At 54.2% G+C, this 23,007-nt stretch carries 23 protein-coding genes, 1 tRNA gene and 2 pseudogenes; 9 read left to right on the top strand and 17 right to left on the bottom strand.

Annotation, left to right across the window (positions count from 1 at the left end; all coding sequences use genetic code 11):
- Nucleotides 1–814: 814 nt before the first annotated feature.
- The 6 genes from YWK_RS19810 to YWK_RS0112515 all read right to left on the bottom strand — a co-directional run bounded on the left by YWK_RS19810 (nucleotide 815) and on the right by YWK_RS0112515 (nucleotide 7,860).
- On the bottom strand, nucleotides 815–1,876 hold the full coding sequence (locus tag YWK_RS19810) for a glycoside hydrolase family 113 protein (protein ID WP_051375558.1): 1,062 nt from the start codon (nucleotides 1,874–1,876) through the stop codon (nucleotides 815–817).
- 175 nt (nucleotides 1,877–2,051) lie between these two features.
- Nucleotides 2,052–3,410, bottom strand: a complete 1,359-nt coding sequence (gene rlmD / locus YWK_RS0112535) for a 23S rRNA (uracil(1939)-C(5))-methyltransferase RlmD (RefSeq protein ID WP_026965074.1) — start codon at nucleotides 3,408–3,410, stop codon at nucleotides 2,052–2,054.
- A gap of 57 nt (nucleotides 3,411–3,467) precedes the next feature.
- A complete protein-coding gene (gatB, locus tag YWK_RS0112530) occupies nucleotides 3,468–4,898 on the bottom strand; it encodes an Asp-tRNA(Asn)/Glu-tRNA(Gln) amidotransferase subunit GatB (RefSeq protein ID WP_026965073.1) in 1,431 nt (476 codons plus the stop codon).
- Nucleotide 4,899: 1 nt separating this feature from the next.
- Nucleotides 4,900–6,342 (bottom strand): Asp-tRNA(Asn)/Glu-tRNA(Gln) amidotransferase subunit GatA, encoded by a 1,443-nt coding sequence (gatA, locus tag YWK_RS0112525; RefSeq protein ID WP_026965072.1) that lies wholly within the window; start codon nucleotides 6,340–6,342, stop codon nucleotides 4,900–4,902.
- A gap of 7 nt (nucleotides 6,343–6,349) precedes the next feature.
- Entirely contained in the window at nucleotides 6,350–6,640 is a 291-nt protein-coding gene (gene gatC / locus YWK_RS0112520; protein WP_026965071.1) for an Asp-tRNA(Asn)/Glu-tRNA(Gln) amidotransferase subunit GatC, read from the bottom strand.
- A 260-nt stretch (nucleotides 6,641–6,900) separates the two neighbouring features.
- Nucleotides 6,901–7,860: an MraY family glycosyltransferase gene (locus tag YWK_RS0112515; RefSeq protein ID WP_035466950.1), complete on the bottom strand. Its 960-nt coding sequence runs from the start codon at nucleotides 7,858–7,860 to the stop codon at nucleotides 6,901–6,903.
- 241 nt (nucleotides 7,861–8,101) lie between these two features.
- On the opposite strand from YWK_RS0112515, the gene YWK_RS22145 reads away from it, so the two are divergent.
- A complete protein-coding gene (locus YWK_RS22145) occupies nucleotides 8,102–8,248 on the top strand; it encodes a hypothetical protein (protein ID WP_169727177.1) in 147 nt (48 codons plus the stop codon).
- 44 nt (nucleotides 8,249–8,292) lie between these two features.
- On the opposite strand, the gene ligA is transcribed toward YWK_RS22145, so the two are convergent.
- Nucleotides 8,293–10,344 carry an NAD-dependent DNA ligase LigA gene (gene ligA, locus YWK_RS0112505; RefSeq protein WP_211231407.1) on the bottom strand — a complete coding sequence of 684 codons (2,052 nt, stop codon included), beginning with the start codon at nucleotides 10,342–10,344 and terminating at the stop codon, nucleotides 8,293–8,295.
- Nucleotides 10,345–10,398: 54 nt separating this feature from the next.
- On the bottom strand, nucleotides 10,399–12,627 hold the full coding sequence (gene pcrA / locus YWK_RS0112500) for a DNA helicase PcrA (RefSeq protein ID WP_156909143.1): 2,229 nt from the start codon (nucleotides 12,625–12,627) through the stop codon (nucleotides 10,399–10,401).
- 191 nt (nucleotides 12,628–12,818) lie between these two features.
- On the opposite strand from pcrA, the gene YWK_RS0112495 reads away from it, so the two are divergent.
- A tRNA-Pro gene (locus YWK_RS0112495) sits at nucleotides 12,819–12,894 on the top strand.
- A 179-nt stretch (nucleotides 12,895–13,073) separates the two neighbouring features.
- On the opposite strand, the pseudogene YWK_RS22885 reads toward YWK_RS0112495, so the two are convergent.
- From YWK_RS22885 to YWK_RS0112460, 9 genes and pseudogenes are all read right to left on the bottom strand, one after another.
- A pseudogene (locus YWK_RS22885) lies at nucleotides 13,074–13,542 on the bottom strand (SCO family protein).
- 117 nt (nucleotides 13,543–13,659) lie between these two features.
- On the bottom strand, nucleotides 13,660–13,932 hold the full coding sequence (locus tag YWK_RS21095) for a hypothetical protein (protein WP_051375557.1): 273 nt from the start codon (nucleotides 13,930–13,932) through the stop codon (nucleotides 13,660–13,662).
- 26 nt (nucleotides 13,933–13,958) lie between these two features.
- Nucleotides 13,959–14,249 carry a hypothetical protein gene (locus tag YWK_RS21090; protein ID WP_051375556.1) on the bottom strand — a complete coding sequence of 97 codons (291 nt, stop codon included), beginning with the start codon at nucleotides 14,247–14,249 and terminating at the stop codon, nucleotides 13,959–13,961.
- Complete coding sequence (locus YWK_RS22675; protein ID WP_281172248.1) at nucleotides 14,246–14,503, bottom strand: hypothetical protein; 258 nt, start codon at nucleotides 14,501–14,503, stop codon at nucleotides 14,246–14,248. The genes YWK_RS21090 and YWK_RS22675 overlap by 4 nt, the downstream gene beginning before the upstream one ends.
- A gap of 8 nt (nucleotides 14,504–14,511) precedes the next feature.
- Nucleotides 14,512–14,727 (bottom strand): annotated as a pseudogene (locus tag YWK_RS22670) (ATP-binding cassette domain-containing protein); the annotation flags it as partial.
- Nucleotides 14,724–15,374, bottom strand: coding sequence for a TetR/AcrR family transcriptional regulator (locus YWK_RS0112475; protein WP_026965065.1), 651 nt, complete (start codon nucleotides 15,372–15,374; stop codon nucleotides 14,724–14,726). The pseudogene YWK_RS22670 and the gene YWK_RS0112475, both read right to left, overlap by 4 nt.
- Before the next feature lie 126 nt (nucleotides 15,375–15,500).
- On the bottom strand, nucleotides 15,501–15,734 hold the full coding sequence (locus YWK_RS0112470; protein ID WP_026965064.1) for a hypothetical protein: 234 nt from the start codon (nucleotides 15,732–15,734) through the stop codon (nucleotides 15,501–15,503).
- Nucleotides 15,727–16,056 (bottom strand): heavy metal-binding domain-containing protein, encoded by a 330-nt coding sequence (locus YWK_RS0112465; protein ID WP_026965063.1) that lies wholly within the window; start codon nucleotides 16,054–16,056, stop codon nucleotides 15,727–15,729. Before YWK_RS0112465 ends, YWK_RS0112470 begins: the two co-directional genes overlap by 8 nt.
- A gap of 159 nt (nucleotides 16,057–16,215) precedes the next feature.
- Nucleotides 16,216–16,770 carry a spore coat protein gene (locus YWK_RS0112460; RefSeq protein ID WP_026965062.1) on the bottom strand — a complete coding sequence of 185 codons (555 nt, stop codon included), beginning with the start codon at nucleotides 16,768–16,770 and terminating at the stop codon, nucleotides 16,216–16,218.
- A gap of 206 nt (nucleotides 16,771–16,976) precedes the next feature.
- Here YWK_RS0112460 and YWK_RS0112455 point away from each other — a divergent pair, with 206 nt between their 5' ends.
- From YWK_RS0112455 to YWK_RS0112425, 7 genes are all read left to right on the top strand, one after another.
- A complete protein-coding gene (locus YWK_RS0112455) occupies nucleotides 16,977–17,363 on the top strand; it encodes a DUF2512 family protein (RefSeq protein ID WP_026965061.1) in 387 nt (128 codons plus the stop codon).
- Between the two features lie 170 nt (nucleotides 17,364–17,533).
- On the top strand, nucleotides 17,534–19,912 hold the full coding sequence (locus YWK_RS19795; RefSeq protein WP_051375555.1) for an AMP-binding protein: 2,379 nt from the start codon (nucleotides 17,534–17,536) through the stop codon (nucleotides 19,910–19,912).
- Between the two features lie 17 nt (nucleotides 19,913–19,929).
- Nucleotides 19,930–20,439 carry a hypothetical protein gene (locus YWK_RS0112445; protein WP_026965060.1) on the top strand — a complete coding sequence of 170 codons (510 nt, stop codon included), beginning with the start codon at nucleotides 19,930–19,932 and terminating at the stop codon, nucleotides 20,437–20,439.
- Nucleotides 20,436–20,954, top strand: coding sequence for a hypothetical protein (locus YWK_RS0112440; RefSeq protein WP_026965059.1), 519 nt, complete (start codon nucleotides 20,436–20,438; stop codon nucleotides 20,952–20,954). The genes YWK_RS0112445 and YWK_RS0112440 overlap by 4 nt, the downstream gene beginning before the upstream one ends.
- Before the next feature lie 19 nt (nucleotides 20,955–20,973).
- Entirely contained in the window at nucleotides 20,974–21,738 is a 765-nt protein-coding gene (locus YWK_RS0112435) for a hypothetical protein (protein WP_026965058.1), read from the top strand.
- A 37-nt stretch (nucleotides 21,739–21,775) separates the two neighbouring features.
- A complete protein-coding gene (locus YWK_RS0112430) occupies nucleotides 21,776–22,318 on the top strand; it encodes a hypothetical protein (protein WP_026965057.1) in 543 nt (180 codons plus the stop codon).
- 93 nt (nucleotides 22,319–22,411) lie between these two features.
- Complete coding sequence (locus tag YWK_RS0112425; RefSeq protein WP_026965056.1) at nucleotides 22,412–22,828, top strand: CoA-binding protein; 417 nt, start codon at nucleotides 22,412–22,414, stop codon at nucleotides 22,826–22,828.
- The last annotated feature ends 179 nt before the right edge of the window (nucleotides 22,829–23,007 follow it).

Here is a 23,007-nt window from a genome sequence, read left to right as displayed (position 1 = left end):
TTATCCCCGATTCATCTCAGAGAGGAAACGAGCTGGATGTCTATACAACTCAATAGGCAATCAAGTGACGGATATATATATTCGGCATTTCTAAGAAAGACATGGAAATCATCGCAAAGGCATATCTCAGACACCTACAAAAAATAGGATTAATTAAAAATGTCGGTAGTAGATTCACGGTGGGGCGTTATGTCACATACCTGTCCATAAGCGCCATATGAGTCAGCCGTGAATCTGCATGTTCATGCAAAACTGTTGCATAGGCAAACTGCAGTAAGTGCTAGGCTTATGGGGTATATGCCCCCGTCAAGCCCCGTGTCGTGATGAGGTTAAAGGCCCGGACCGAAGGCAAGGCTCGTCGACGGTTGGCACACTGATATCCGTGGGTTGGTTACCACATTTCGTACCTCCGTCATGGGGCTGCCTCGGACTAGCAACGTGCGTCAGGTTCTGGACCTCGCACAAACGGGGGACGAGGTTTCCCCTAGCCCCCAAGCACGCAGCTTAGTTTCAGGACGCCGATTGTGTCTGAGCAAGAACTTGGATATCCGATGCCATTTGGAGTTGCAAAAATAGCTAAACCTCCGAGAGCTCCGAGAGCCCCACCACTCATCCATCACACTCACAATCGGAGCGTAGTCTCGTTCTTTGACGTTCCGAATGTTCACGCTACTCCCCCTCGCATGAGGTCTTTACAACTCGTCAAACATCTCATAAAACCTTCCACTTACTGCATCCCAACCACAAACTCAATCGTCGACGCTCCGATAGGAGAATTAAAGCTTGAGTGAACCCGCCATCCTCTGGAATGTCGTCAACCCTGTCGTTCTTCTATCCTTTGTGTATTCACGTATTTTCCATAAAAGCGAGCCACCGCGTGAAACGCTTCCTTCGGTTCCCACGGCAGCTGTAACCGAGTTGTACCATGTCCCTCGGGCCAGGTACGTACGAGACTGTAGCTGGCGGTGTCCAAGTCATAACGGGGATCGAGACTGGAAGGATAGCTAGGGCTGACAAATGTGAAGACGAAGCAGCCGTCGACGCCTTCTGCCTCGAATAGAGTGAGCATCTCAGTCAGGTACCGTGCTTGTACGCCCTCGTCCCGTATCAGTGGCTTGCTGAGGCACCATGCTGTGGAATTGCGATTGATGACCATCCAGCCCATACTGCCTTGATCCTCTGCGCCGACGTAAGTGCAGCATCCAAACTCAGTCACAACTATCGGTTTGCCATAGATTTGGTAGTTACGGACAACATCGCGGCACCGACTCGCATTGCTCGCGTCTCGGTAGGCATCCACGCCAACGAAGTCGAAATTGTCCCAGTCGATATCCTCCCATAGCCCTGATGCGTAGGTGATTGGACCAGCGAAATGACGTCTCGCCTCCGTCGCGGTACGCGCTAAAAACGTGTTCAAACGCTCCAATGGCAATCCGTGTGCGAAAAAGTCCTCGGTCCATCGCGAGGGATCTGACAGCGTGGCCAGGCGCTCAAGTCCGCTGTTCCCCGGAATGATGCCGGACATGAATACGCTAAGTTCGCATCCAATGACCAGCACGACCTGTGTACCCATTTTACGTATTTCCTCCGCTGCGCAAGCCGCCTCCATGATTTGGTCGAACGTCTCTCGCTCATCGGCATCGTGCAGTGTCGGTGAGAGCCAAACGTCCAATCCCTGACTGGACGCTACTCGGGCTGCCATCTTCAGGCGTCCCATGTCCTGACCGATAACACGGACGGCATTACAATGCAACTCACCCGCAATAGCCTGCATCTCCTGTTCTACCAGATGCAACGGCAGGGTCTCACGGGTCAATCCACCGTTGATAGTCGGTGTTCCAACATCGTAGGTGACACCTCTCGTTTTCAGTGTCATGTCCTGCCTACATCCTTTCGGAACGGTTTCATGAGACCGAATCCTGTTCGACTCGTAGTGGCACCTTCGCTAATACCACCCATTATAGATGCAAAATTCAGAATTAAGGTAATGCGATTGGAAAGGGATAGGCCCACCGAAGCAAGTGGGCCAGAGTGGGGTTGACAGTTTCCTGTTATTTGGTAAAACGTGTCGACGCTACGCACTCCACATGGCTCGTCTGTGGGAACATATCCACAGGCTGTACCTTCTCCACCGCATAGCCGGCGTCCGCGAGATACCGCAGGTCCCGGGCGAGGGTGATGTGGTTGCAGGACACGTAGACAATGCGCCGGGGCTGGGCCTCAGCCAAGGCCTTGAGGACGTCGGGGTGGCAGCCTTTGCGGGGCGGATCCACCACGGCGACGTCGAAGCGTTCCCCTGCGGCAATGCGGCGTGGCAGCACACGCTCCACTTCCCCTACGGTAAACTCGACGTTCTGGACGTGGTTATGATCCGCGTTGGCTCGCGCATCCCGCACGGCAGCGTCAATGACCTCAATGCCGAGCACGCGTTCTGCCTGCCTGGCGAATAACAGAGACATCGTGCCTGTTCCGCAGTATGCGTCAAGGACGCGGTCGTTCGGCCCGACGTCGGCAAATGCCAGTGCCTGGTTGTACAGGACTTCCGCCTGCACCGTGTTGACTTGAAAGAACGAGCGAGGGGAAATGAGAAATTCGAGGTCGCCCATCCGCTCCACCAAGTGCGGCTTCCCGTGCAAGACGCGGACGTTCTTGCCCCACACGGGCCCGTGTGGGCGCGGTTGCACCGTCACGGCAACACATACCACCCGCGGCAACGCAGCAATGGCATCAACGACGGGGGAAGTCACTACGGCGTTGTCTCGCACGCACAAGATGACCATCTGTTCGCCGTTGGTGAACGACTGGCGCACAATGACGTGGTGGAGGGCAGATGATCTGTGACCCAGGGTTGATTCCAGCGAGCGAACCACTTGGCGAATGGTCTCTTCCATCTCCGGCGGTTCGAGGTGGCATGATTCGGTGGCGATGACTCGGTGACTGGCCGGACCGAAGAACCCCTGCACGAGGCGACCGGATGATTCATCGTAGGACAGCGGAACCTGAACCTGGTTGCGGTACGCCCACGGATGTTCCATGCCGAGAGTCGGCAGAACGGGCACGTCAGGCAGTTTCGCAAACCGCGCCAGCGCCTGAACCACCATCTCCCGCTTGTGTCGGAGCTGCTCCGAATACGTCACGTGCTGGAACTGACAACCGCCACACGCACCGAAGACGTGACAACGGGGAACCTCCCGGACATGCTCCGTCCGGCGAAGTTCCCCTGTCACTTTGCCGCGTGCAAACCGCTTTTCGACGGCCGAGATGACGATATTCGCCCGCTCCCCTGGCAAGAGTTGCGGTACAAACACGGTGAAGCCGTCGACAGTAGCAACCCCTTCCCCGTCGTCGTTGAGACGCGTCGCCTCTACTTCGTAGGTTTGTCCGACTTGAACGGGAACTTGGGATTGCATGTCGTACCTCCAATGCGCCACCAGGCCAGTTCGCCGCTGGCCTGGTCGTACTATGTGTTAACCGCGAATCCGTTCCAAAATCATCTTGTTCACGACAGCCGGGTTGGCTTTGCCCTTGGTCGCTTTCATCACTTGCCCGACCAGTGCGCCTAGCGCTTTTTCCTTGCCAGCCCGGTAGTCTTCCACCGACTTGGGGTTCTTTGCAATCGCTTCTTCGACAATGGCCACAAGTGCGCCTTCGTCGCTGATCTGCTCAAAGCCTTTCTCACGGATGACGACTGTAGCGTCTTTGCCCGTCTCACACATGATCTTGAACACTTCGCGGCCCTGTTTGATAGAAATCTTGCCGGACGCAATCTCCTGAATCAGCCCAGCCAGTTGCTCCGCCTTCACCGGGAACTGTTGAATCGTCAGCCCCTCGGCGTTGACGTAGCCGAGGACGTCGCTCATCACCCAGTTGGAAGCGGATTTCGGATCCACCCCGGCTTCAACAACCGCCTCAAAGTAATTCGCGATGTCGATATCGCTGGTAAGCACACCCGCGTCGTACACCGGGAGTTGCAGCTCTTTCATGTACCGATCCCGCTTCTCCAACGGCAACTCAGGCAACGAAGCGCGCACCCTGTCCAGCCATTCGTCGTCCACGCGCAGACGCACTAAGTCTGGCTCTGGGAAGTAACGGTAATCGTGGGCTTCTTCCTTGGAGCGCATGGAGACGGTGGTCTGTGTCGCTTCGTCAAAGCGCCGCGTTTCTTGTACGACGGTGCCTCCGCTACTCAAGATTTCGGCCTGGCGCTGGACTTCGTACTCCAGACCTTTTTGCACGTTGCGGAAGGAGTTCATGTTTTTCAACTCGGCCTTTTGCCCAAACTCCTGTTGCCCGACCGGCCGAAGCGAGATGTTGGCGTCACAGCGAAGTGAGCCTTCCTCCATCCGGCAGTCGGAAATACCGCAATACTGCATGATGGACTTAATGCCTTCCAGATACAGCCGCGCTTCTTCCGGAGAGCGAATGTCCGGTTCTGACACGATTTCAATGAGCGGCACGCCAGTCCGGTTGTAGTCGACGAGCGTATGGCTGCCGTCCGCAGCGTGCATGGACTTCCCGGCGTCTTCTTCTAGGTGAACGCGCACGATGCCAATGCGCTTGCGTTCGCCATTAACGTCGATTTCGATGTAGCCGTGTTCGCCGATGGGTTGGTCATATTGTGAAATTTGGTAGCCCTTCGGCAGATCCGGATAAAAGTAGTTTTTCCGATCAAACTTGCAGTCCTGGTTGATTTTGCAATTGAGCGCTGTCGCTGCGCGGAGCGCCAGCTCCACGGCTTCCTTGTTGAGCACCGGGAGCGTACCAGGATGCCCAAGGCAGATGGGGCAGACGTTGGTGTTCGGCGGCGCGCCGAAGTCCGTCTGACATCCGCAGAAAATCTTGCTCTTCGTCTTCAGCTCAACGTGCACTTCCAGCCCGATGACCGTTTCGAACGCCATGTTATCCCTCCACCTTCGGCGCCGGCATAGCGAAGCCGCGCAGTTGTTCGTACGCGTATGCAGCCCGGAGCAGCGTGCGTTCGTCGAACGCTCGTCCGACCATCTGCAGCCCAATCGGCAAACCGTCTGCAGACACGCCGCAGGGCACGCTGATGCCAGGCAATCCCGCGAGGTTAGCCGGAATGGTGTACATGTCGTTCAAGTACATCTGCAGCGGATTATCTACTTTCTCGCCAAATCGGAATGCCGGAGTCGGTGCTGTCGGCGTGACAATCACGTCGCACTGTTCAAACGCTGCCTCGTAATCTTGGCGAATCAACGTCCGCATCTTTTGCGCACGCAGGTAGAACGCGTCGTAGTAGCCGGAAGACAGCGCGTAGGTGCCAATCATGATGCGTCGCTTCACTTCCATGCCAAAACCTTCACTGCGCGTGCGCTCGTACATCTCGAGCAACGTCTCTCCGACGGCTCGCTTACCGTACCGCACACCGTCGTACCGCGCCAGGTTCGACGAGGCTTCGGCTGGAGCAATCAGGTAGTACGTGGCGACCGCGTACTGACTGTGCGGCAGCTGCACTTCGACGACCTCAGCGCCGGCACTCCTCAATGTCTCGACGGCCTTGTCGACGGCGGCCCGAACATCCGGGTGCAGTCCTTCCGAATCGATGTCCGTGACGACGCCAATCTTCAAGCCTTTCACGTCTGCACTGAGTCCGGAAATGAAGTCATCGACGTCGACCGGTGCCGACGTGGAATCGAGTGGATCGTGTCCACTGATGGCTTGCATCACGTACGCTGCATCTTCCACCGTACGCGTAAACGGTCCAATTTGATCCAGTGACGATGCAAAAGCAATCAATCCAAAACGGGAGACCCGGCCATATGTCGGTTTGAGTCCTACGACGCCGCAGAACGCTGCGGGCTGCCGAATGGATCCGCCGGTGTCAGATCCGAGGGCAAACGGCACCATTCCCGCTGCTACAGCGGCCGCTGACCCGCCGCTCGATCCGCCCGGTACACAGTTCAAATCATACGGATTCTTGGTCTTCTGGAACGCGGAGTTCTCCGTGGACGAGCCCATAGCGAATTCGTCCATATTGGTTTTCCCGACCAATACGCCGCCGGCCGCCTCGAGTTTCTTGACGACCGTTGCAGAGTACGGTGGGATGTAATTTTCCAAGATGCGGCTGGCAGCCGTCGTGCGAATGCCCTCCGTGCACAGGTTGTCCTTCAGCGCGTAGGGTACGCCGAACAAAGAGGCGTTGCCGTTCTCGCTCAACGACTTCGCGCGGTTCATCGCGCCTTCTTCATCCACGTGCAAGAACGCTTGAACCTTGGAGTCATGCTGGCTGATTTCCTTCAGGCTGGCGCTTGTCCAATCGACAGGGGTTGTTTCACGCCGTTTCAGGGACTCGACAATTTCCTTTACAGTATGTATCGGCATATTCGACTCAACCTTCCAACACCGCGGGTACGCGGACTTGTTCTCCATCTGTATCTGGGGCGTTCGCGAGGGCTTTCTCTCGCGGCAAACTCGGCCGGGGTTCATCCTCTCGAAGCGCATTGTACAGTTCAAACGGATGACTGGTTGGCGGCACGTCGTCCAGGGCGACGGATTGCAGTTGTTCGTTGTAATCCATGATGTCGCTCAACTGTGGGGCCAACTTCGCGACGTCTTCGTCGCTGACCGCCAATCGAGCCAGTTTCGCCACGTGACGAATGGTGTCCTCGGTAATCTTCACACCATTTCCTCCTCACTGACTATGTCATGTCAATTTTGTTGACGCACACTCAATAACGCTCTTCGGGGATTATAGCATATGGAAAGGGGAGGTCGCACATATTCCGCGCTCGTGGAGCGCTGATCCGTCGATGCGCAGACTTTCGGTGAGCCGCATACGCGAAAAAACTGGGGCTGTACAACACAGTCCCAGTCGCGGAAGTACTCACCGTTTCCTGACACGGATGGAGTATCGGGCCTTTTCGGCACTGTCAAATCGGTTCAACGCACCACCAGCAGCACCACGATGGAGGCCAACGAAAAGCAGATGCCAAGCAAATACAGAAACGCAACCGTTTGTACCTGGCTAAGGCCGGATTTCATGAGCATGTGAAACGTGTGGCCTTTGTCTGCGACGTAAATCGGACGGTTCTCGCGGAATCTGCGGATGATGACCCAAGTCGTGTCGAGGATGGGAACACCAAGCGCCAGTACGGGGACGACCAGAGACACCAAGGTTGCACTCTTAAAGGCACCGCCAACCGCAATGGCGGCCAGAACGTAGCCTAAAAACGTAGCGCCGGCATCGCCCATAAAGATGCGGGCTGGGTGGAAATTGTGACGGAGAAAACCGAGCGCACACCCGATGAGCACCACGGCAAACACGGCCATCGAAGGTTGCCCTTTGAGCAGCGCAATAAAAAACAGCGTTGTCGCGGAGATGGCGGCCAATCCCGACGCAAGACCATCCACGCCGTCCAGAAAGTTCATCATGTTGGTAATGGCGACAACCCACAAAATCGTGGTCAGCGCGGACAGCCAGAGCGGGAATGTGTAGAACGTGTGGTGAAACGGCAGACTGATGCCGCCGATACTGACACCAAACGCAACCAAGATGATGGCGGCCAATATCTGCATGATGAACTTCGGCCACGCTTTAAAGTCCTTCCCGCGCGTCTTGTAGTAGTCGTCAATCACGCCAATACTGAAAATGAGCAGGCCACCAGCAGCAATGCCCCAGAAGGTTTTACCACCGTCCCCGAAAATTCCCGCAGTGAGTACAAAGCCTGCGTACAACGGCAATCCACCGAGCAACGGAATGGGTTCCTTATGGATCTTGCGAGGATTCGGCCTATCGACAAATCCCAGCCTCATCGCCACCTTGCGAATATACGGGACGGACCCATACACGAAGACAAACGCAACGACAAAGCTGAGGATGTAATACCAAGATGAATGCATACCCGACATCCTTCCTGACCAATACGGAGTCAGCATCATAGTCATACGATTCGATGCGACCGTGTCGATTTCTGTCTGTCGCACACTGTACCATTATAGCAACAGTCCCCAACATGGGATAGGGTCAGCACAACGACAAGGTCACACAAAACGGACAGTGCATGTTTGTCAGTCTTGTCACATACCCATGAACTAGGTACTCGACATCCGTCACAACCACGTAGAAACGGAGGGGATGACGTTGACGCAAAACGAAATCATACTCGCTTGTATTGTTGCGGTTCCCGCCATCTTTGCACTGGGTAGGCTATCCACACGCGTCGCTTGGTTTCACGCGAAATCAGAAGAAAAGTACACGGTTCAGGAATTCATTCGCGGCCGCCAATAGCCTTCGCGAGAGCTTGGCGCATCGCCAAGCTCTCACCCTGTCGTTTAGTATTCCACGCCATGTCGTTTCAACGCATCGAGAAATGCTGCTTCATCCCAAATTTGAAGATCCGGTTTCTGACCGGACGAGATCAGCGCTTGCGCTTTGTTGAGCTTTGAGCCTGCCTTTTCACCGGCAACCACCACGTCCGTCTGCTTGCTCACGCTGCCCGTCACCTTACCGCCCAATCGTTCCACCCACTCAGATGCAACTTTCCGATCCATGTTTGCCAACGTACCGGTCAACACGAACGTCAAACCGGCAAACGGCTGGTTCTCCGCACTATCTGAGCCGGGCCGAGGACCCAGATACTTCGTATTGACACCGAGGGCTTCCAGATCTGCGATGAGTTGTTGGGCGCCTGGACTGGAGAAGTACGTCACAATGCTCTCCGCCATTTTCGGTCCAATTTCGCGGACAGCGGTCAAATCTTCAACCGTACAAGACATGAGCCGATGGATGTCACCAAATTCCTTCGCCAGCGTCTTCGCTGCCTTTTCTCCCACCAGACGGATTCCAAGGCCAAACAACAGGCGCTCCAGCGAATTTTGTTTGCTCGCTTCAATGGCTTGGAGGATGTTGCTGGCGAGTTTGTCACCCATCCGTTCCATCGTCATGAGCTTTTCCTTGGTCAGTCGATACAAGTCTGCCACGTTGCGCACAAAGCCCTTCTCCAACAACAGCGTGATCCACTGTTCACCCAAGCCCTCGATGTTCATGGCGTCGCGAGAAACAAAGTGAATGAGGCTCTCGCGAATGAGTGCAGGGCAGGAGGGATTCACACAGCGCCATGCCACTTCCTCCGGCAGGCGTACCAAGGGCTGACCGCACTGTGGACAATGTTCCGGCATGGTGAAAGGAACTTCCGCACCAGTGCGGTGCTCAGGGAGAGACCTCACCACTTCCGGGATAATATCCCCAGCCTTTTGCACCACAATGGTATCCCCCACGCGAATGTCCTTCTGACGAATGAGGTCCTCGTTATGCAATGACGCTCTGGTGACGGTGGTGCCTGCGAGCTGCACTGGATCGAAGACAGCCGTCGGCGTCACCGCGCCTGTCCGCCCCACACTGAGAATGATGTGGCGCAGCACGGTCTCCGCCTGTTCTGCCGCGTACTTGTACGCGATAGCCCAGCGCGGACTCTTGGCTGTGAACCCCAACTTTCGTTGCGCCTCCAGGCTGTCCACCTTGACCACCATTCCGTCCGTTGCGTACGGCAAATCATGGCGTTTGTCCGCCCACGACTCGATGAACGCTATCACATCTTCAATATTGTCAAACACGCCGCGATTCGGATTGACCGGAAAACCGAGTGCATCCATCCATTCCAAGCACTGCGAGTGGGAATCCAAAGAGACGCCGCCTGCGTCAGCCAGCGAGTACACAAACACGGACAGGCCCCGGCTCGCCGCGACCTTCGGATCCAATTGCCGAAGAGAACCGGCTGCGGCATTCCGTGGATTCGCGAACAGGGGCTCACCTGCCGCCTCCCGCTGTTCGTTCAAGCGCACAAACGCGGGTTTGGGCATATAGGCTTCCCCGCGCACTTCGATACTCAACGGTTCCTTCAACCGCAAGGGCACCGTGCGAATGGTTCGGATGTTAGACGTGATATCTTCCCCAGTCTCTCCATCACCACGTGTGGCCCCTTGGACAAGAACGCCGTTTTCGTATCGTAAGCTCACGGCCAAACCGTCAATCTTCAGTTCGCATACATACCGAACCGGGCCCTGAATCACGTCTCGCACGCGGCGGTCGAACTCGCGCATGTCATCCGGACCGTACGCGTTGGACAAAGAAAGCATTGGGATTTCGTGGACCACCTTGGCAAATCCCTCCGCCGGCGCGCCGTTCACCCTCTGCGACGGCGAGTCTGGCGTCAGCAGTTCGGGATACGTCTGCTCGAGGTGAATCAACTCCCGCATCAACAGATCGTACTCGGCATCTGTGATTTCCGGGTCATCGAGAACGTAATAGCGCCGGTTGTGGTACGCAATTTGCTCCTTCAATTCCTCTATGCGTTTTGCGGCATCTGACAAAGACATCATCCGGATACACAACATCCCTTCGGACAAGCATCTCTCCGTGAGTGGCCATCCAGCCCCCACTTACGCACTGACTTTTTTTATCGGCGCAAATTTCGCCAGCAATTTCTTCACACCTATCGGCGCAGGAAACGCGATGGTGAGTTCCATATCCTCGCCGTCGCCCTTCTTTTCAACAATCGTGCCAATACCCCATTTACGGTGTTCCACCTTGTCACCGACGCCGTACTCCACACTGAGATCCGCGCCGAAAGACGGCGGAATGTTGGAAATGGGCGCGCGTCCCGCAGAATCGATGCGAGGCGCCCACGCTGTCCGCGGGCGACTCATCCCGTCATCGCGTTTCAAGTACTCCGGAGGCATTTCAGCCAAGAAACGCGACGGCATGGAATGCCGAAATTGCCCGAAGATGGTCCTCGCGGTGCACGTGGTCACATACAATTTCTGCTTTGCACGGGTGATCCCGACATAGCATAACCTGCGCTCTTCTTCCATTTCCGAATCCGAATCCAGTGACCGGCTGTGTGGAAACAAACCTTCTTCAAAACCGGGAAGAAACACGATTGGAAACTCCAGACCCTTGGCGCTGTGCAACGTCATCAGGACAACCTGGTTCTCCTCTCCGGATGGCGCAATTTCTTCCGGCTTCCCACCGTTCATATCCGTATCTGCGACCAAAGCCACTTCCGTGAGGAACGCGGTCAGTTCATCCTCGTCGTCACTGGTTTGCCAACGGGCATCGTACTCCCGTGTCACCGACAGGAACTCCTGCAAGTTTTCAATGCGGGCATCCGCTTCAAGCGAACGCTCCAATCTCAACGATTCAATATACCCGGTATGCTTCAAAATTTCCTCAGTCAATTCCGTGACACTGAGGAATTCCTTCATGTTCAGCAGGTTGTCCATCATCTGAAGAAAGCCGCTGAGGGCGCCGAGCGCCCGACCGCTGATGCCGGCTTGACTCGCGCGCTCCAACGCCTGGTACAAAGATAATCCATATTGGTTAGCCAAAGTCTGCAACTTCTCAACCGTACCAGCACCAATCCCGCGCTTCGGCACATTGATGATGCGTTCCAGGCTGATGTCGTCGTGCGGATTCACCATGAGCCGTAAGTACGCCAGGATATCTTTGATTTCCTTACGGTCATAGAACTTCAGTCCACCAAAGATGCGATATGGGATACCTGCCTGCAGAAACACTTCTTCAATCACACGAGACTGCGCGTTGACGCGATACAACACTGCGCAATCATCGTAGCGGCCTCCGTTTTTCACATGCTCCTGAATCCGCTCGACAATATACCGCGCCTCCACTTTCTCATCCATCGCCTGAAACAGGACCGCTTTGTCCCCTTCTGGATTTTCCGTCCACAGCGTCTTTTCTTTGCGCTGTACATTGTTCTTGATGACGTGGTTGGCAATGTTGAGAATGGTCTTGGTGGACCGGTAATTCTGTTCCAAGCGGATGACTTTCGCATCCGGATAATCTCGCTCAAACTCGAGAAAGTTTCGGATGTCCGCTCCGCGCCAACTATAAATGGACTGATCCGAATCCCCAACTACGCACACGTTCTTCCGTTTCTCTGCCAACAGCTTCACAAGTCGGTACTGCGCGTGGTTGGTATCCTGATACTCGTCCACGTGAATGTAGTGGAACTTGTTGTGATAAAACTGCAGCACATCCGGATGTTTTTCAAACAACTGCACCGTCTTCATAATCAGGTCGTCGAAGTCCAGCGCGTTGTTGGTCTTCAGGCGCCGCTCGTACTCCAAATACACGTCGCCAACCGTCACTTGCCATGGATTCCCGGCCATGTCGCGAACTTTCCCTGCCGTCTTCAATTCGTTTTTCGCCGAACTGATGGCAGACTGAATCGCCCGCGGTTCAAAGCGTTTGGAATCAATATTTAAGTCGGACAGAATCCGCTTGATGGTCGCCAGTTGATCTCCGTCGTCAAGGATGGTAAACCCGCGCTGATAACCGAGTTGCTCGATATCCCTGCGCAAAATCCGTACACACATCGAGTGGAACGTCATCGCCCAAATGTCGTTGGCCGCCGGACCGACCAGTTGCTCAATCCGCTCCCGCATCTCCCGCGCCGCCTTATTGGTAAACGTGATGGCCAAGATACTCCATGGCGGCACACGCCGTGTGGCCATCAACCAGGCGATGCGCCGCGTCAGCACACTGGTCTTGCCGCTCCCTGCCCCAGCGATGATCAGCAACGGGCCCTCCGTTGTCTCCACCGCCGTGCGCTGTTCTGGGTTCAGACCAGACACTATGCGCTCCATCTCGGGCGTTACAGAAAACACGTCCATTCCACCTTTCTCAAACGTCCACTTCATTATAGTACATACGTTCGCTTTCCTGAGTCGAAAATGAGTGAACTTCACAAAATGAGACAAGCAAACATTTCCAGGTATAGAGCGGTTGACGAAGGGTTTAGGGACGTGGTATATTACCTCCTGTCGACTTCGCCTGACGGAATGTAGCTCAGGTGGTAGAGCGCACGGTTCGGGACCGTGAGGCCGCAGGTTCGAGTCCTGTCATTCCGACCAACGTTGACACGAAAAACCACTTGCATCTCGTACGTAAAGTACGGAAGGCAAGTGGTTTTTTGTTGGTGGCGATTGCTGCACGTTGCTTGAGCATCTTCTTCAAAGGAAATTCGCGCCGGCGGAAGATTTGTCCACCGACGCGAACAAAGTGCTGCACTCGCAGTGTGAGCGGCTACAGGTTATTGCAAAGCCTTGACGTCACGGATGATTTGATCAAAGTTCGGCGTAACGCAATCGTATTCGTTTTGAATCTGTCCTTCGCGGTTTATTAGGTAGAAACTGCGTCCATGCATGATATCATTGTTGCCCATCTGCATTAAATGAAGGTTGAAGTTTTTGGAGGCAAAATTCTGGATTTCACTAAAATCATAGCCGGTCAAATAATGGTGAACACGAAAATCATCATGGTATTTTTGGCCGTACTTTGTTAATACCGACGGTGTGTCACGCTGGGGATTGACAGTAAACGAACTGTACATCCAACCCCTGCTGCTTAAACATCTGTTCCAGCTTTATGATATTGGGGGTGGTCAGTGGACGGACGTGTTTGCAATGGGTAAACATGAAATTCGCTATCCAGACCTTCCCCTTCAGGTCGGCAGATCCAAACGGTTTTCCGTCCTGATCCGTGAATTGAAATGATTGCACTTTCTGATCCTTCGAAGCCGTTGGGACAAATTTTATCAGTGTTCCGGAACCCTGTGATGCATTTGATGTCGTGTTTTGTGCACTTGTTTGTTGATTTGATTGTGCCGACGGCTAGAATCATGACGAACTGAGCGCCTTCTTCTCATCATTGACCGCACACGAGCAGAGGAAGGAATACCCCGCAATGACCGCAAACAGGAGACATCCGATGAGATTTAGCTGTACAAAGCGACCTGTATCTAAGTGCGCGTTCTTTACAATCCAAGCCGCGCCAATCAAACCTCCAATGGTCGTGAATGCGCCGATGGTGAACAACCCTACGAACAGTACGGTGGCTTGTGTACAGGCGATTCGCACGCGAGACACAGGACTCGCCAGCAAATACGCCATCGGCCCGCGGTCCACCAAACGCGCCATCATTTACTTGCAGTCGGCAGCGTGTATACAGCCATAATGATGATGAAGATGAGTCCGTAAAATTCCCCCGCCAGGTAGTCACCGAGTTGCTGCATCCCCGCCTGCATTCCAAACAACCTCAGCATACTTTGAGGCATTGCCTTCAGCACAGTGTTCAATGCGGAAGAAGACGCGATGGACGGATACACCCAGAGCAACATCCACAAGTAGAACACCATTCCGATGGCGTAACTGAAGATGGTTTGTGCATTGGTCTTCAGCATGCATCGCAACAATGCGGCATTCATCATTCGGCTACCTCCGTTCGGTCGTAGTAATGCATAAAAATTTCTTCGAGACTGAGCGCGTGCGTGTCAAGACTGGTCACCTGACATTCGGACAACGCTCGAATAAATCGGTTGTAGTCTCCGTGCACTTCGACGTCCACACGAAGCCCCTCTCGGCGGATGACGGTACATCCCGAGGAGAGTATGCGCTGTACATCGTCCTCGTCAGAGACTTGTACGGAAAACACCTTGCGTTGGTTTGCGCGAAGTGTGGACATGTCCTCCACCGCGATAAGTCGCCCATCCTTGATGATAACCCGGCGATTTCCGCTACACCCTTGTCTGGCCGAAGGAACCCCATCAAGTGGCGGATGGTGGTGGATTTTCCGGCGCCGTTTGGCCCGAGGTAGCCAAACACCTCACCTTCTCCCACCGTAAACGACAAGTCAAAAATGCCTCTTCCATTGCGAAAAACCTTTGTCAATCCCTCAATCCGAATCATGGCTCCTGCTCCTCCCGGTAAATGCCGTGCTTGAGGATGGCGAAATATTGGTCCATCTCTTCGAGTAGCTGCGCACAAAAGGCGTCAAACGACTCGCCATCGGTGGTTTCAGGCGCTGTCCCAAGGTACTTGTCCTGAATCCCCTCGGAGATCCAGAGGACCAGCGTAATCGCTTGCGACCAGTCCACGCCAGGCCGAAGTTTGTCTTGCGGCAGCAACCTCGTCACATCAGCCATGTACTTCTGCGTAATGTCGTCAAACGTGTGCACGATTTTTGCGTAGACCGGATGCTCTGGATTTTGCGTTATTCGGAGAAGCAGCCGATACGCCGCGGGATACCTTTTGCTCATTTCAATCTTTCGGATGGCCACCTTCTTGAGTAACGCAAATAAATCTGAATAGGACTCGGTATCGGGTATACGCAGCTCATCCAGCCAAAACTGGATGGTTTCATGACAGACGTAGTGGAACAGGTTTTCTTTGTCTTTGAAGTATTTGAACAGTACACCTTTCGATATGCCGGCCCGTTCCACCATGCGGTTTGTCGACGCCGCGTCATACCCATACTCAGCGAATTCCGCCAGACAAGCTTGAATGATTTCGCTTCGCTTCTCAGGCGGCAAGTTCCAAAACTGCTCCGATGGCATATGGACGCCTCCTCAGCCAGTGTACTGACGGTTTACCACGCTCCTGTGACCATGTGGTCACGAACAAAGTACACCCATACATGGCGAAAGTCAATGCATGGGATTGAATTCCTCTCACCTTGGGGGCTATCTTTTGCCTACAGTTTCGTAGAACCGCTCTCCTGTTTGTGGGTTGAACCAGACGCGCTGTGTGACACCGGTTGTGGGATCAACAAACACTTCATCTGTCCTGACAAATCCAATCGGCGGCTTCCCACTTTGTCGCGTTCGGCGGTGATAACGAACCCATAGCGTTGCGATAACCGCAAGAACCACAATCAAGACTTCAAAAGCAACATAGGAGGCGATAAACTTAGGCACGTTCATCCTCACAAACGACGACAGCTGTACCGTACGCGACAATTTCGGACATCGACTGCCCGATTTCACTGGAGTCAAACCGCATCATGATGACAGCATTTGCCCCCATCGCGTGCGCGTTCTGTACCAAGCGGTCAATCGCGGATTTCCGGGCGTCTTCCAGCATTTCCGTGTACTCCACAACTTCTCCGCCCTTGATACTGCGAAGCGCAGCTGTGATATTGCCACCAATGCCGCGACTGCGCACCACCACACCGAACGCACTGCCGAGCACCTTTTCCACTTTGTATCCAGGAATGGATTCCGTCGTGACCACTATCATCGAAAACAGTCCTCCTCATGGATCTAGCGTATCATCTGATAAATATACTTGATTTTCAACGATTATATTGCTCATTTTGTCAAGCGCAAGATACAAAAAACCCCCGCATGGTGCGGGGGCGTGGAAGCCTCTGCCGTATGGCAACGACTTGTCCGCTGACTAGTGCACAGCTACGGGTTCTGGAACCGATTGGTACGTTTGGTGCATCTTCTGCAGCAAAGTACTCGAAGCCGGCTCCGAAGGATACCATCCGTGCTTCACCATGTACTCGGCGACTTCGAACGCGTGCCGCGAACACATCGTAAAGGCATCCTCGAGAAATGTTCGCAGCTGCGGATCGGAACATTCGAATGTGGCCCATGCGTAATCGCGACCTGCACGCTTCAACGTCAGTAGATACGACGTAGCGACGGACCGGTCATCGAGCGCAGTCATGTCCGGATTCGGTGTCACCGCCTGTGGTAATTTGTTTGTCCCGCCCGCCGTTTGCGAAGGCATTGACGGTACTTGAAGCTGCTGCGTACTGGTGCCTTTCGTCGCCCATTCCACTTTCATGTTGTAGTCTTGAATGTGCGCAGCCATGTGCTTCTGAATGATCCCCTTCAACTCAGGGTCCTTCACTTGGCTGAGAAATAACCCCATGGAATTGATGCTGTTGACACAACTCATGAGCAGTTCATTCAGTTCACAGGCTTCATGGGTTAAGAGCGGCATCCACAACGCCTCCTTCGAAAGGTTGATGCGAGACGGTTGTCAGCGTCACCATTTTCGCCCCAGTCCATTCAAGTGATTTTTGCCATGCAAGGCGTTTCCAGACCATTTCTACACGGGAACTTCACCAACACTGACATGACGAAGCAACTTGGTGCGTACACTAACCAAACGCCACAGATGCGAGAGTGACAATACGAGGTGAAGTCATGCACGTTCAGAACACGCCACAGGGCAAGATGGTCATCGTCACCAACGCGCTGTACAAGCTCGCGGGATATGCGAGTGTTCTGTTGATTGCCGATGTTCTGGTGCCCGGCTTGTACTCATCCCTCGTCCCACTGTTTGCGACAGTCCTGGTTCTTACCGGCGTGGGGGTCATCGCGGATCTTGTCATCCTCCCCCTGCTCGGAAATGTGCTATCCCTTCTGATTGGGGCCCAGGGATTTGTGCTGATTCTCTACGTGACACCTCTGCTGTGGCCTGGATCCACCGTGACGCTCACAAGAGCCATCGTGTTGGCGCTCTGCATGGCTCCCTTAGAATTTGCCCTCCATCGATATGTCTTGCGCTGGTTATTTCCGGACGGTTCATAACAAGTGATTTGCAAAATCCGAAGCGGATGGCTCAGCACGACGAAAACCGCTGAAATGCCCATGCTTTTCGTTCTATGTAGGTTCCAAAAAGTATAAAAAGAGTGACAAAAAACTGAACATTCCCACGAAGCTTATAGATGATGTTGTCGTCACTCGAGGGGGGTATCCGTGTGAACCTGATAGACCTTTTGGAACACAGTGTCCGTGCGCACGGAGGGAAGGAGTGTCTCCGCTACAAACAGGGGGACGTTTACGTCTCCATGACGTACGACGAATTCTGGAAGTCCATCCTGGCGTGTGTTGGCGGTCTTCGTCAGATTGGCGTCAAGGCGGGTGACAAGGTTGGCATTATGGCAAACAATTGCCCGCAATGGGCCGTGTCCGACTACGCCGTCCTGGCTATAGGCGCCGTGGTGGTTCCTGTGTATCCGACGCTGCCCGCAGATCAGGTAGAGTACATTCTGACAAACGCGGAAGTGTCCGTCTGTATTGTGGAGGATGAACAGCAGTACGCGAAAATTCACTCCCGACGTCCTCCAAACCTCGAGCTGGCCGTGGTCATCCGGCACGAAAACATGCATGATGTGGAGACCTCCGGCTTGCCTTGGCATCGATTCGATGAACTGATCACACTCGGTCACGAAGTCCCATGGTCGAAGAAGTCCCCGGCAGATATCGATGCAGGTGCACTCGCCACCATCGTTCACACCTCCGGGACGTCCGGCCAGCCGAAAGGCGTCATGCTGACCCATCGAAACCTCGTTTCCAACGTCAAAGCGTGCCTCGACGTGACGCCTGTGTACCCCACCGACGTTGGGCTGTCCTACCTCCCGCTGTCGCACATCTTTGAACGGACCGTCGGTCAATTCGCCGCACTGTCGGCAGGCAGTTGCATTGCGTATGCAGAAAACATCGAGTCCATCCCGAAAAACATCCTGGAAGTTCGCCCAACCATTCTCGTTACCGTACCTCGACTGTTGGAGAAAGTCTACGGAAAAGTCATGGACACGGTGGCTCATTTGCCATCCCCCATCCGTTCCTTGCTGCAGTCTGGAATTCGTGAAGGTAAATCCTCGGGCTTGACCTACCGACTGGTCGACAGGTTGGTCTACCAGAAAATCCGCCGTGGACTCGGTGGCAGAATGCGCCTGGTGGTCTCTGGAGGCGCCGCGCTGTCTGCAGAAGTAGCCCATTTTTTTCTCCGCGCCGGCATCCCTGTGGTCGAAGGCTACGGAATGACGGAATCTGCTCCGGTCATTTGCGTGAATCCACCGCACGACATCCGCCCCGGCACCGTGGGGAAACCGGTGGAAGGCGTCACTGTGCGACTTGCTGAAGACGGAGAGCTCCTCGTCCAAGGCCCGAATGTCATGGTCGGCTACTACCGAAATGAAGAGGCAACCCAGGAAGCGTTGGAAGATGGATGGCTGCACACCGGTGACATTGCGGAGATTGAGGACGAGTACGTGAAGATTGTGGATCGGAAAAAGCACATCCTGGTCCTTGCGACTGGCAAAAATGTCGCCCCCGCTCCCATTGAAGCTGCCATCATGACGAGTTCTTACGTCTCGTCCGCCATTCTCATTGGAGATGGCCGCAAGTACGTAACCTGTCTATTGTCACCCAACATCCAAGAACTGCGCCCGGTGGCCGCCAAATTGGATCTCCCGGACCATCCAGAATCCTGGGTTACTCACCCAGAAATTCGCAATTTGTACGCACGCGAAGTAGAACGGAGGATCCGCAGCTTTGCACCGTTTGAGCAGCCGAAGCGGGCGATTCTGATTGCAGAAGAACTGTCCGTCGAGTCTGGGGATTTGACGCCGAGTCTCAAAGTTCGAAACAAGATTGTCATGGCAAAGTACGCACGCCAAATTGAAGCCATGTATGAAGGTGCCGACTTTATTCCGTTGCTCAGCACCGGTCACGATGGCGACGACAGCACCACACACGAGGATACACCGTCGTCACCGTCCATACCCTCCAGGGAAGGACCCACAACTTCACCACCGAGACGAACGCGGCGCCGCGGTCTGTATTTCCTCGTTGGAGGCGTGGCGGTCGTGGTGCTAGCGAGCATGACGGTTCTCAATTCCCCTCATCTACCTAAAAACTTAGACATCCTGAGCATGGTGAAAGGCATCCACAATACGAACAGCAAGATCAGCAACGAAAACAATCAAATTGTGTCGAGCCTGCAGCACATCGACCAGTTGGCAGGTTCTACAAAAACAATGTCAGGGGATTTGCAGACACTGTCCGCTGGCGTCGGTACGGATAAAGCCATGCTGTCTCAGTTACAAGAGCTGAGTCGACAGGAAGTCGACCTCAGCCAGCAGTTCTACGGACTGGCGCAGAAGTTGCACACTGACCTGGCTTCCATAGGCGAGTCATCTGGGAAGCAAAACCAAAGCACCAAAACCATGAACACGTCTGCACAGAGCATTTCATCAACACTCTCGCAACTGACCAACGTCAACCGTCAAATCTCGGGTCAACTACAGACCGCAGACAGTAAAGCCAGGGTCATTGCGGATGAAATGCCGTAACGGGGGAGGGTTTGTAGATGTGGAAAAAGTGGGTACTGTACATTGCCAACGTGGTAGTTGTTGGCGTACTGGTACAGCAGGTGATGACGACGACCTATTTGGCCAAAATCGACTATGGACTTCACTCGAGCCTTCAATCCACCAAGCAATTGGCCAGCATCGAGTCATCCATTATCGAAAAAAACCAGGCACTGCAAAGCATGGCGTCAACGACCCAATCCATGAGTGACCAACTGCGTTTGACATTGCAAGTGACCATGGCCATCAACAAGAACATCCACGCGATTGATGCGCTGAACCAGTCGACGCTCGACGTCAACCAAACCCTCGTGGGACTGGGTAAGCAGAGTCAGGTCAATCTCGCGTCCATCGCCAGTCAACTCGGTCAATTGAACAGTTCCATCGGTCAGGTGGGCGGCCAGCTCGGCCAACTCAAGGAAACGATTCAACTCGACGCCTCCACGCTGCACGATATGAAAGCGCAAACAGACCAAATGAACTCGAAAGTCCCGGGGGTGACACAGTGAACATCCTGAAGTCGATTCCATGGCGCAAGTGGATCTTTGTTGCCGGCCTCGTCGGGCTCGGAATCAACGGATTGGTTCAAGTCACGCTGCAACGGGATATGCGAGACAAGACAACCGTTCTGGCCTCACAGGTACGGCAAGCGCAATCGCTGAGTGGCAAAATGACCGATAGCCTGTCGGGCCTGCCAGTGGTCGAACATCAGAGCGAAAACATGGCTTCGACGCTCCAACAACTGTCTTCCCAGACGGCAGATATGGATCATGGTTTGGCCATCCTGCAGCAGACGGTGCAAGGTATCGCGAATGCAATTCAATCGCTTGGAGGGAGCACTTCCGCGAGCAGCACCTCCCTGACGCAGGCGTCGCGCGCTGCGCAAGCGCTGCTGTCGACTCTGCAATCCATTCAGAGCACAAATACCGGCGTACTCGCGAACTTGAATCAGATGGAATCAGACCAGCAGGCTATCAACGCAGATTTGCATGCGATGAATCAGAAAATGGCATTGGTTCCATAAAAACAAGGGAGGGAACCCTATGCATCTGGGACTCGAGTCGCGGAAGCGAATCGCTATCTTGGCGGCGTTCGCGGTGGTCCTGGTGGGCGGTGGATACGCTGCTGTACAAAACGCGAGCGGATGGACGGTACCAAGGGGCAATCTGTTTTCACTCATTGGAAACCTGAACACAACCACCAGCCAAGTGCTCAACAATACTTCTGCCCTGCACAAACAAGTCAATGGCGTCGCCAACCAGTTGGCAGAGCTGAATACACAGTCCAACATCCTGCAACAGCAATTGCAAACCAGCGACGACTTGACAAGTCAGCTGAACACGCAAGTGCAGCTGACGAATCACGGTGTCTCTCTGATGCAACAGATCTTGCAACGACAAATTCAAACGGAGTCGTTGACGAGAACGCTGGCTTCCAATTCGACTCAGCTGCAAGGTACTGTGCAGCAAAGTGCTGAAACGTTGGGCGAGCTCCAAGGGGCAATGCAAGGAAGTCTGAACCAGTCCCTCCAACTGCACAACCAAATGGGAAGCCTTCTCAACGAAATGTCCGTGTCGGAAGACGAATTCAAGTTCTTCGGTCATGTGAAAAAACTGTTATCTCTACCGAGCAACGTGTTGCAGCAACTGCTGGGCACCCTGTTCGGGAAAGCGCCCGTATCTGGCAGCGGAGCCAAATCTTCTGGAGCCACCCTGTCGGGCGCCCCTTCCCAATTGCTCGGTTCCAATCCAGTAACTGGAGCTGCAGGAAATTTGCTCGGTTCCGTCACAAACCTGCTGCCCCATTAACCCTCCCGAGCAACCCCTCGATGAAGGAGGCTACAACGTGAACTCGATACGTATTCCATGGAAGATCAGTACCATCGCGGTCACTTTGTTGTCGGTCGCGGGCCTTGCGGCGTTTGTCTACAGCCTGCTCCAGCTGACTGCCATCCAGGCGCAGATGGATCAGACAATGGAGGCCATCCGGACTTCGGTGGGTACCACCAGCCAATTGGTCGGACAGACTTCCAAAGCACTGCAACCACTCACAAAGACAACGCAGGCTCTGCTGGCGATTGAACAGAACCAAAAAGACACAACGTCTCACCTGATGTCCATGAACAACCACTTGCGCCAAATTGGAAACATTGAATCATCCATCATAGACAGGCTGGATTCGCTGAACGCCAGTACAAGCCAGATCAATGCACAGCTGTCCGGTATGCAAAACGTAAACGCACAACTGTTGTCGCAGAGTCGACAATCCGTAGCACAAGCAAATCAGGAGACGGCAGGTGTCGCGGATCTCAATGGCATGACAAGCACCTCCATCCAGGAAATGCACCAATTAAACGGAAAGTTGAGTGTGCTGCGCCTGCTTCCGTAGCAGCTGCCACGTGTAGTTCCCTACGGTTTCGAACATACTACCCTCGACTACGCTCTTCATGGAGCAGCGATAAAGGGGTAATGCACTGTGGCGATGATGTCTGACGAAGCCATGGCGGATCTTCTGTCCCACACTCGACTGATTGCATCGGTGGGGCTCGTTAACGACCCAAGTCGACCGAGCTACGAAGTCGCCAAATACCAACAGTCCCAGGGGTACAAAGTCATTCCTGTCAACCCAAACGAGGACTCTGTCCTTGGACACAAGGCGGTGGATACCGTCAGCCAGATTGAAGAACCGATTGATGTCGTCAACGTGTTTGTACATGGCCGGTCGGCTCCTGCCATCGCTCAAGCGGCCGTTCGTGCCGGCGCCAAGGCGTTGTGGCTACAGCCTGGTGTCGACAGCCCGGAAGCAGTGCAAACGGCCAGGGCCGCGGGGTTGACTGTGGTTTCCAACAAATGTTTTATGCGCGAACACCAACGGTTGCTGTCAGAGTCCCCCCAGTGATGTGATTTGCAAAATCACGACGAACAAGTGATTTGCAAATCACTTCCCCTATGTAGAGACACACAGAAACACGTGTCTGTGACAAGTTGATGAACCCTTGTCAAGCCGACCGACTTTTCACGGGCGGCTTGTTCGCATTGGTTTGCGGTTTCCAGTGGGCTGCTGGTAGAATGCGAGAG

Origin of the sequence: Alicyclobacillus pomorum DSM 14955, assembly GCF_000472905.1 — a bacterium.
In the GTDB taxonomy this organism is placed as follows: Bacteria; Bacillota; Bacilli; order Alicyclobacillales; family Alicyclobacillaceae; genus Alicyclobacillus_A; species Alicyclobacillus_A pomorum.
The sequence above is the reverse complement of the archived record's forward strand: the minus strand, read 5'-3'. Positions and strand labels throughout refer to the sequence as shown.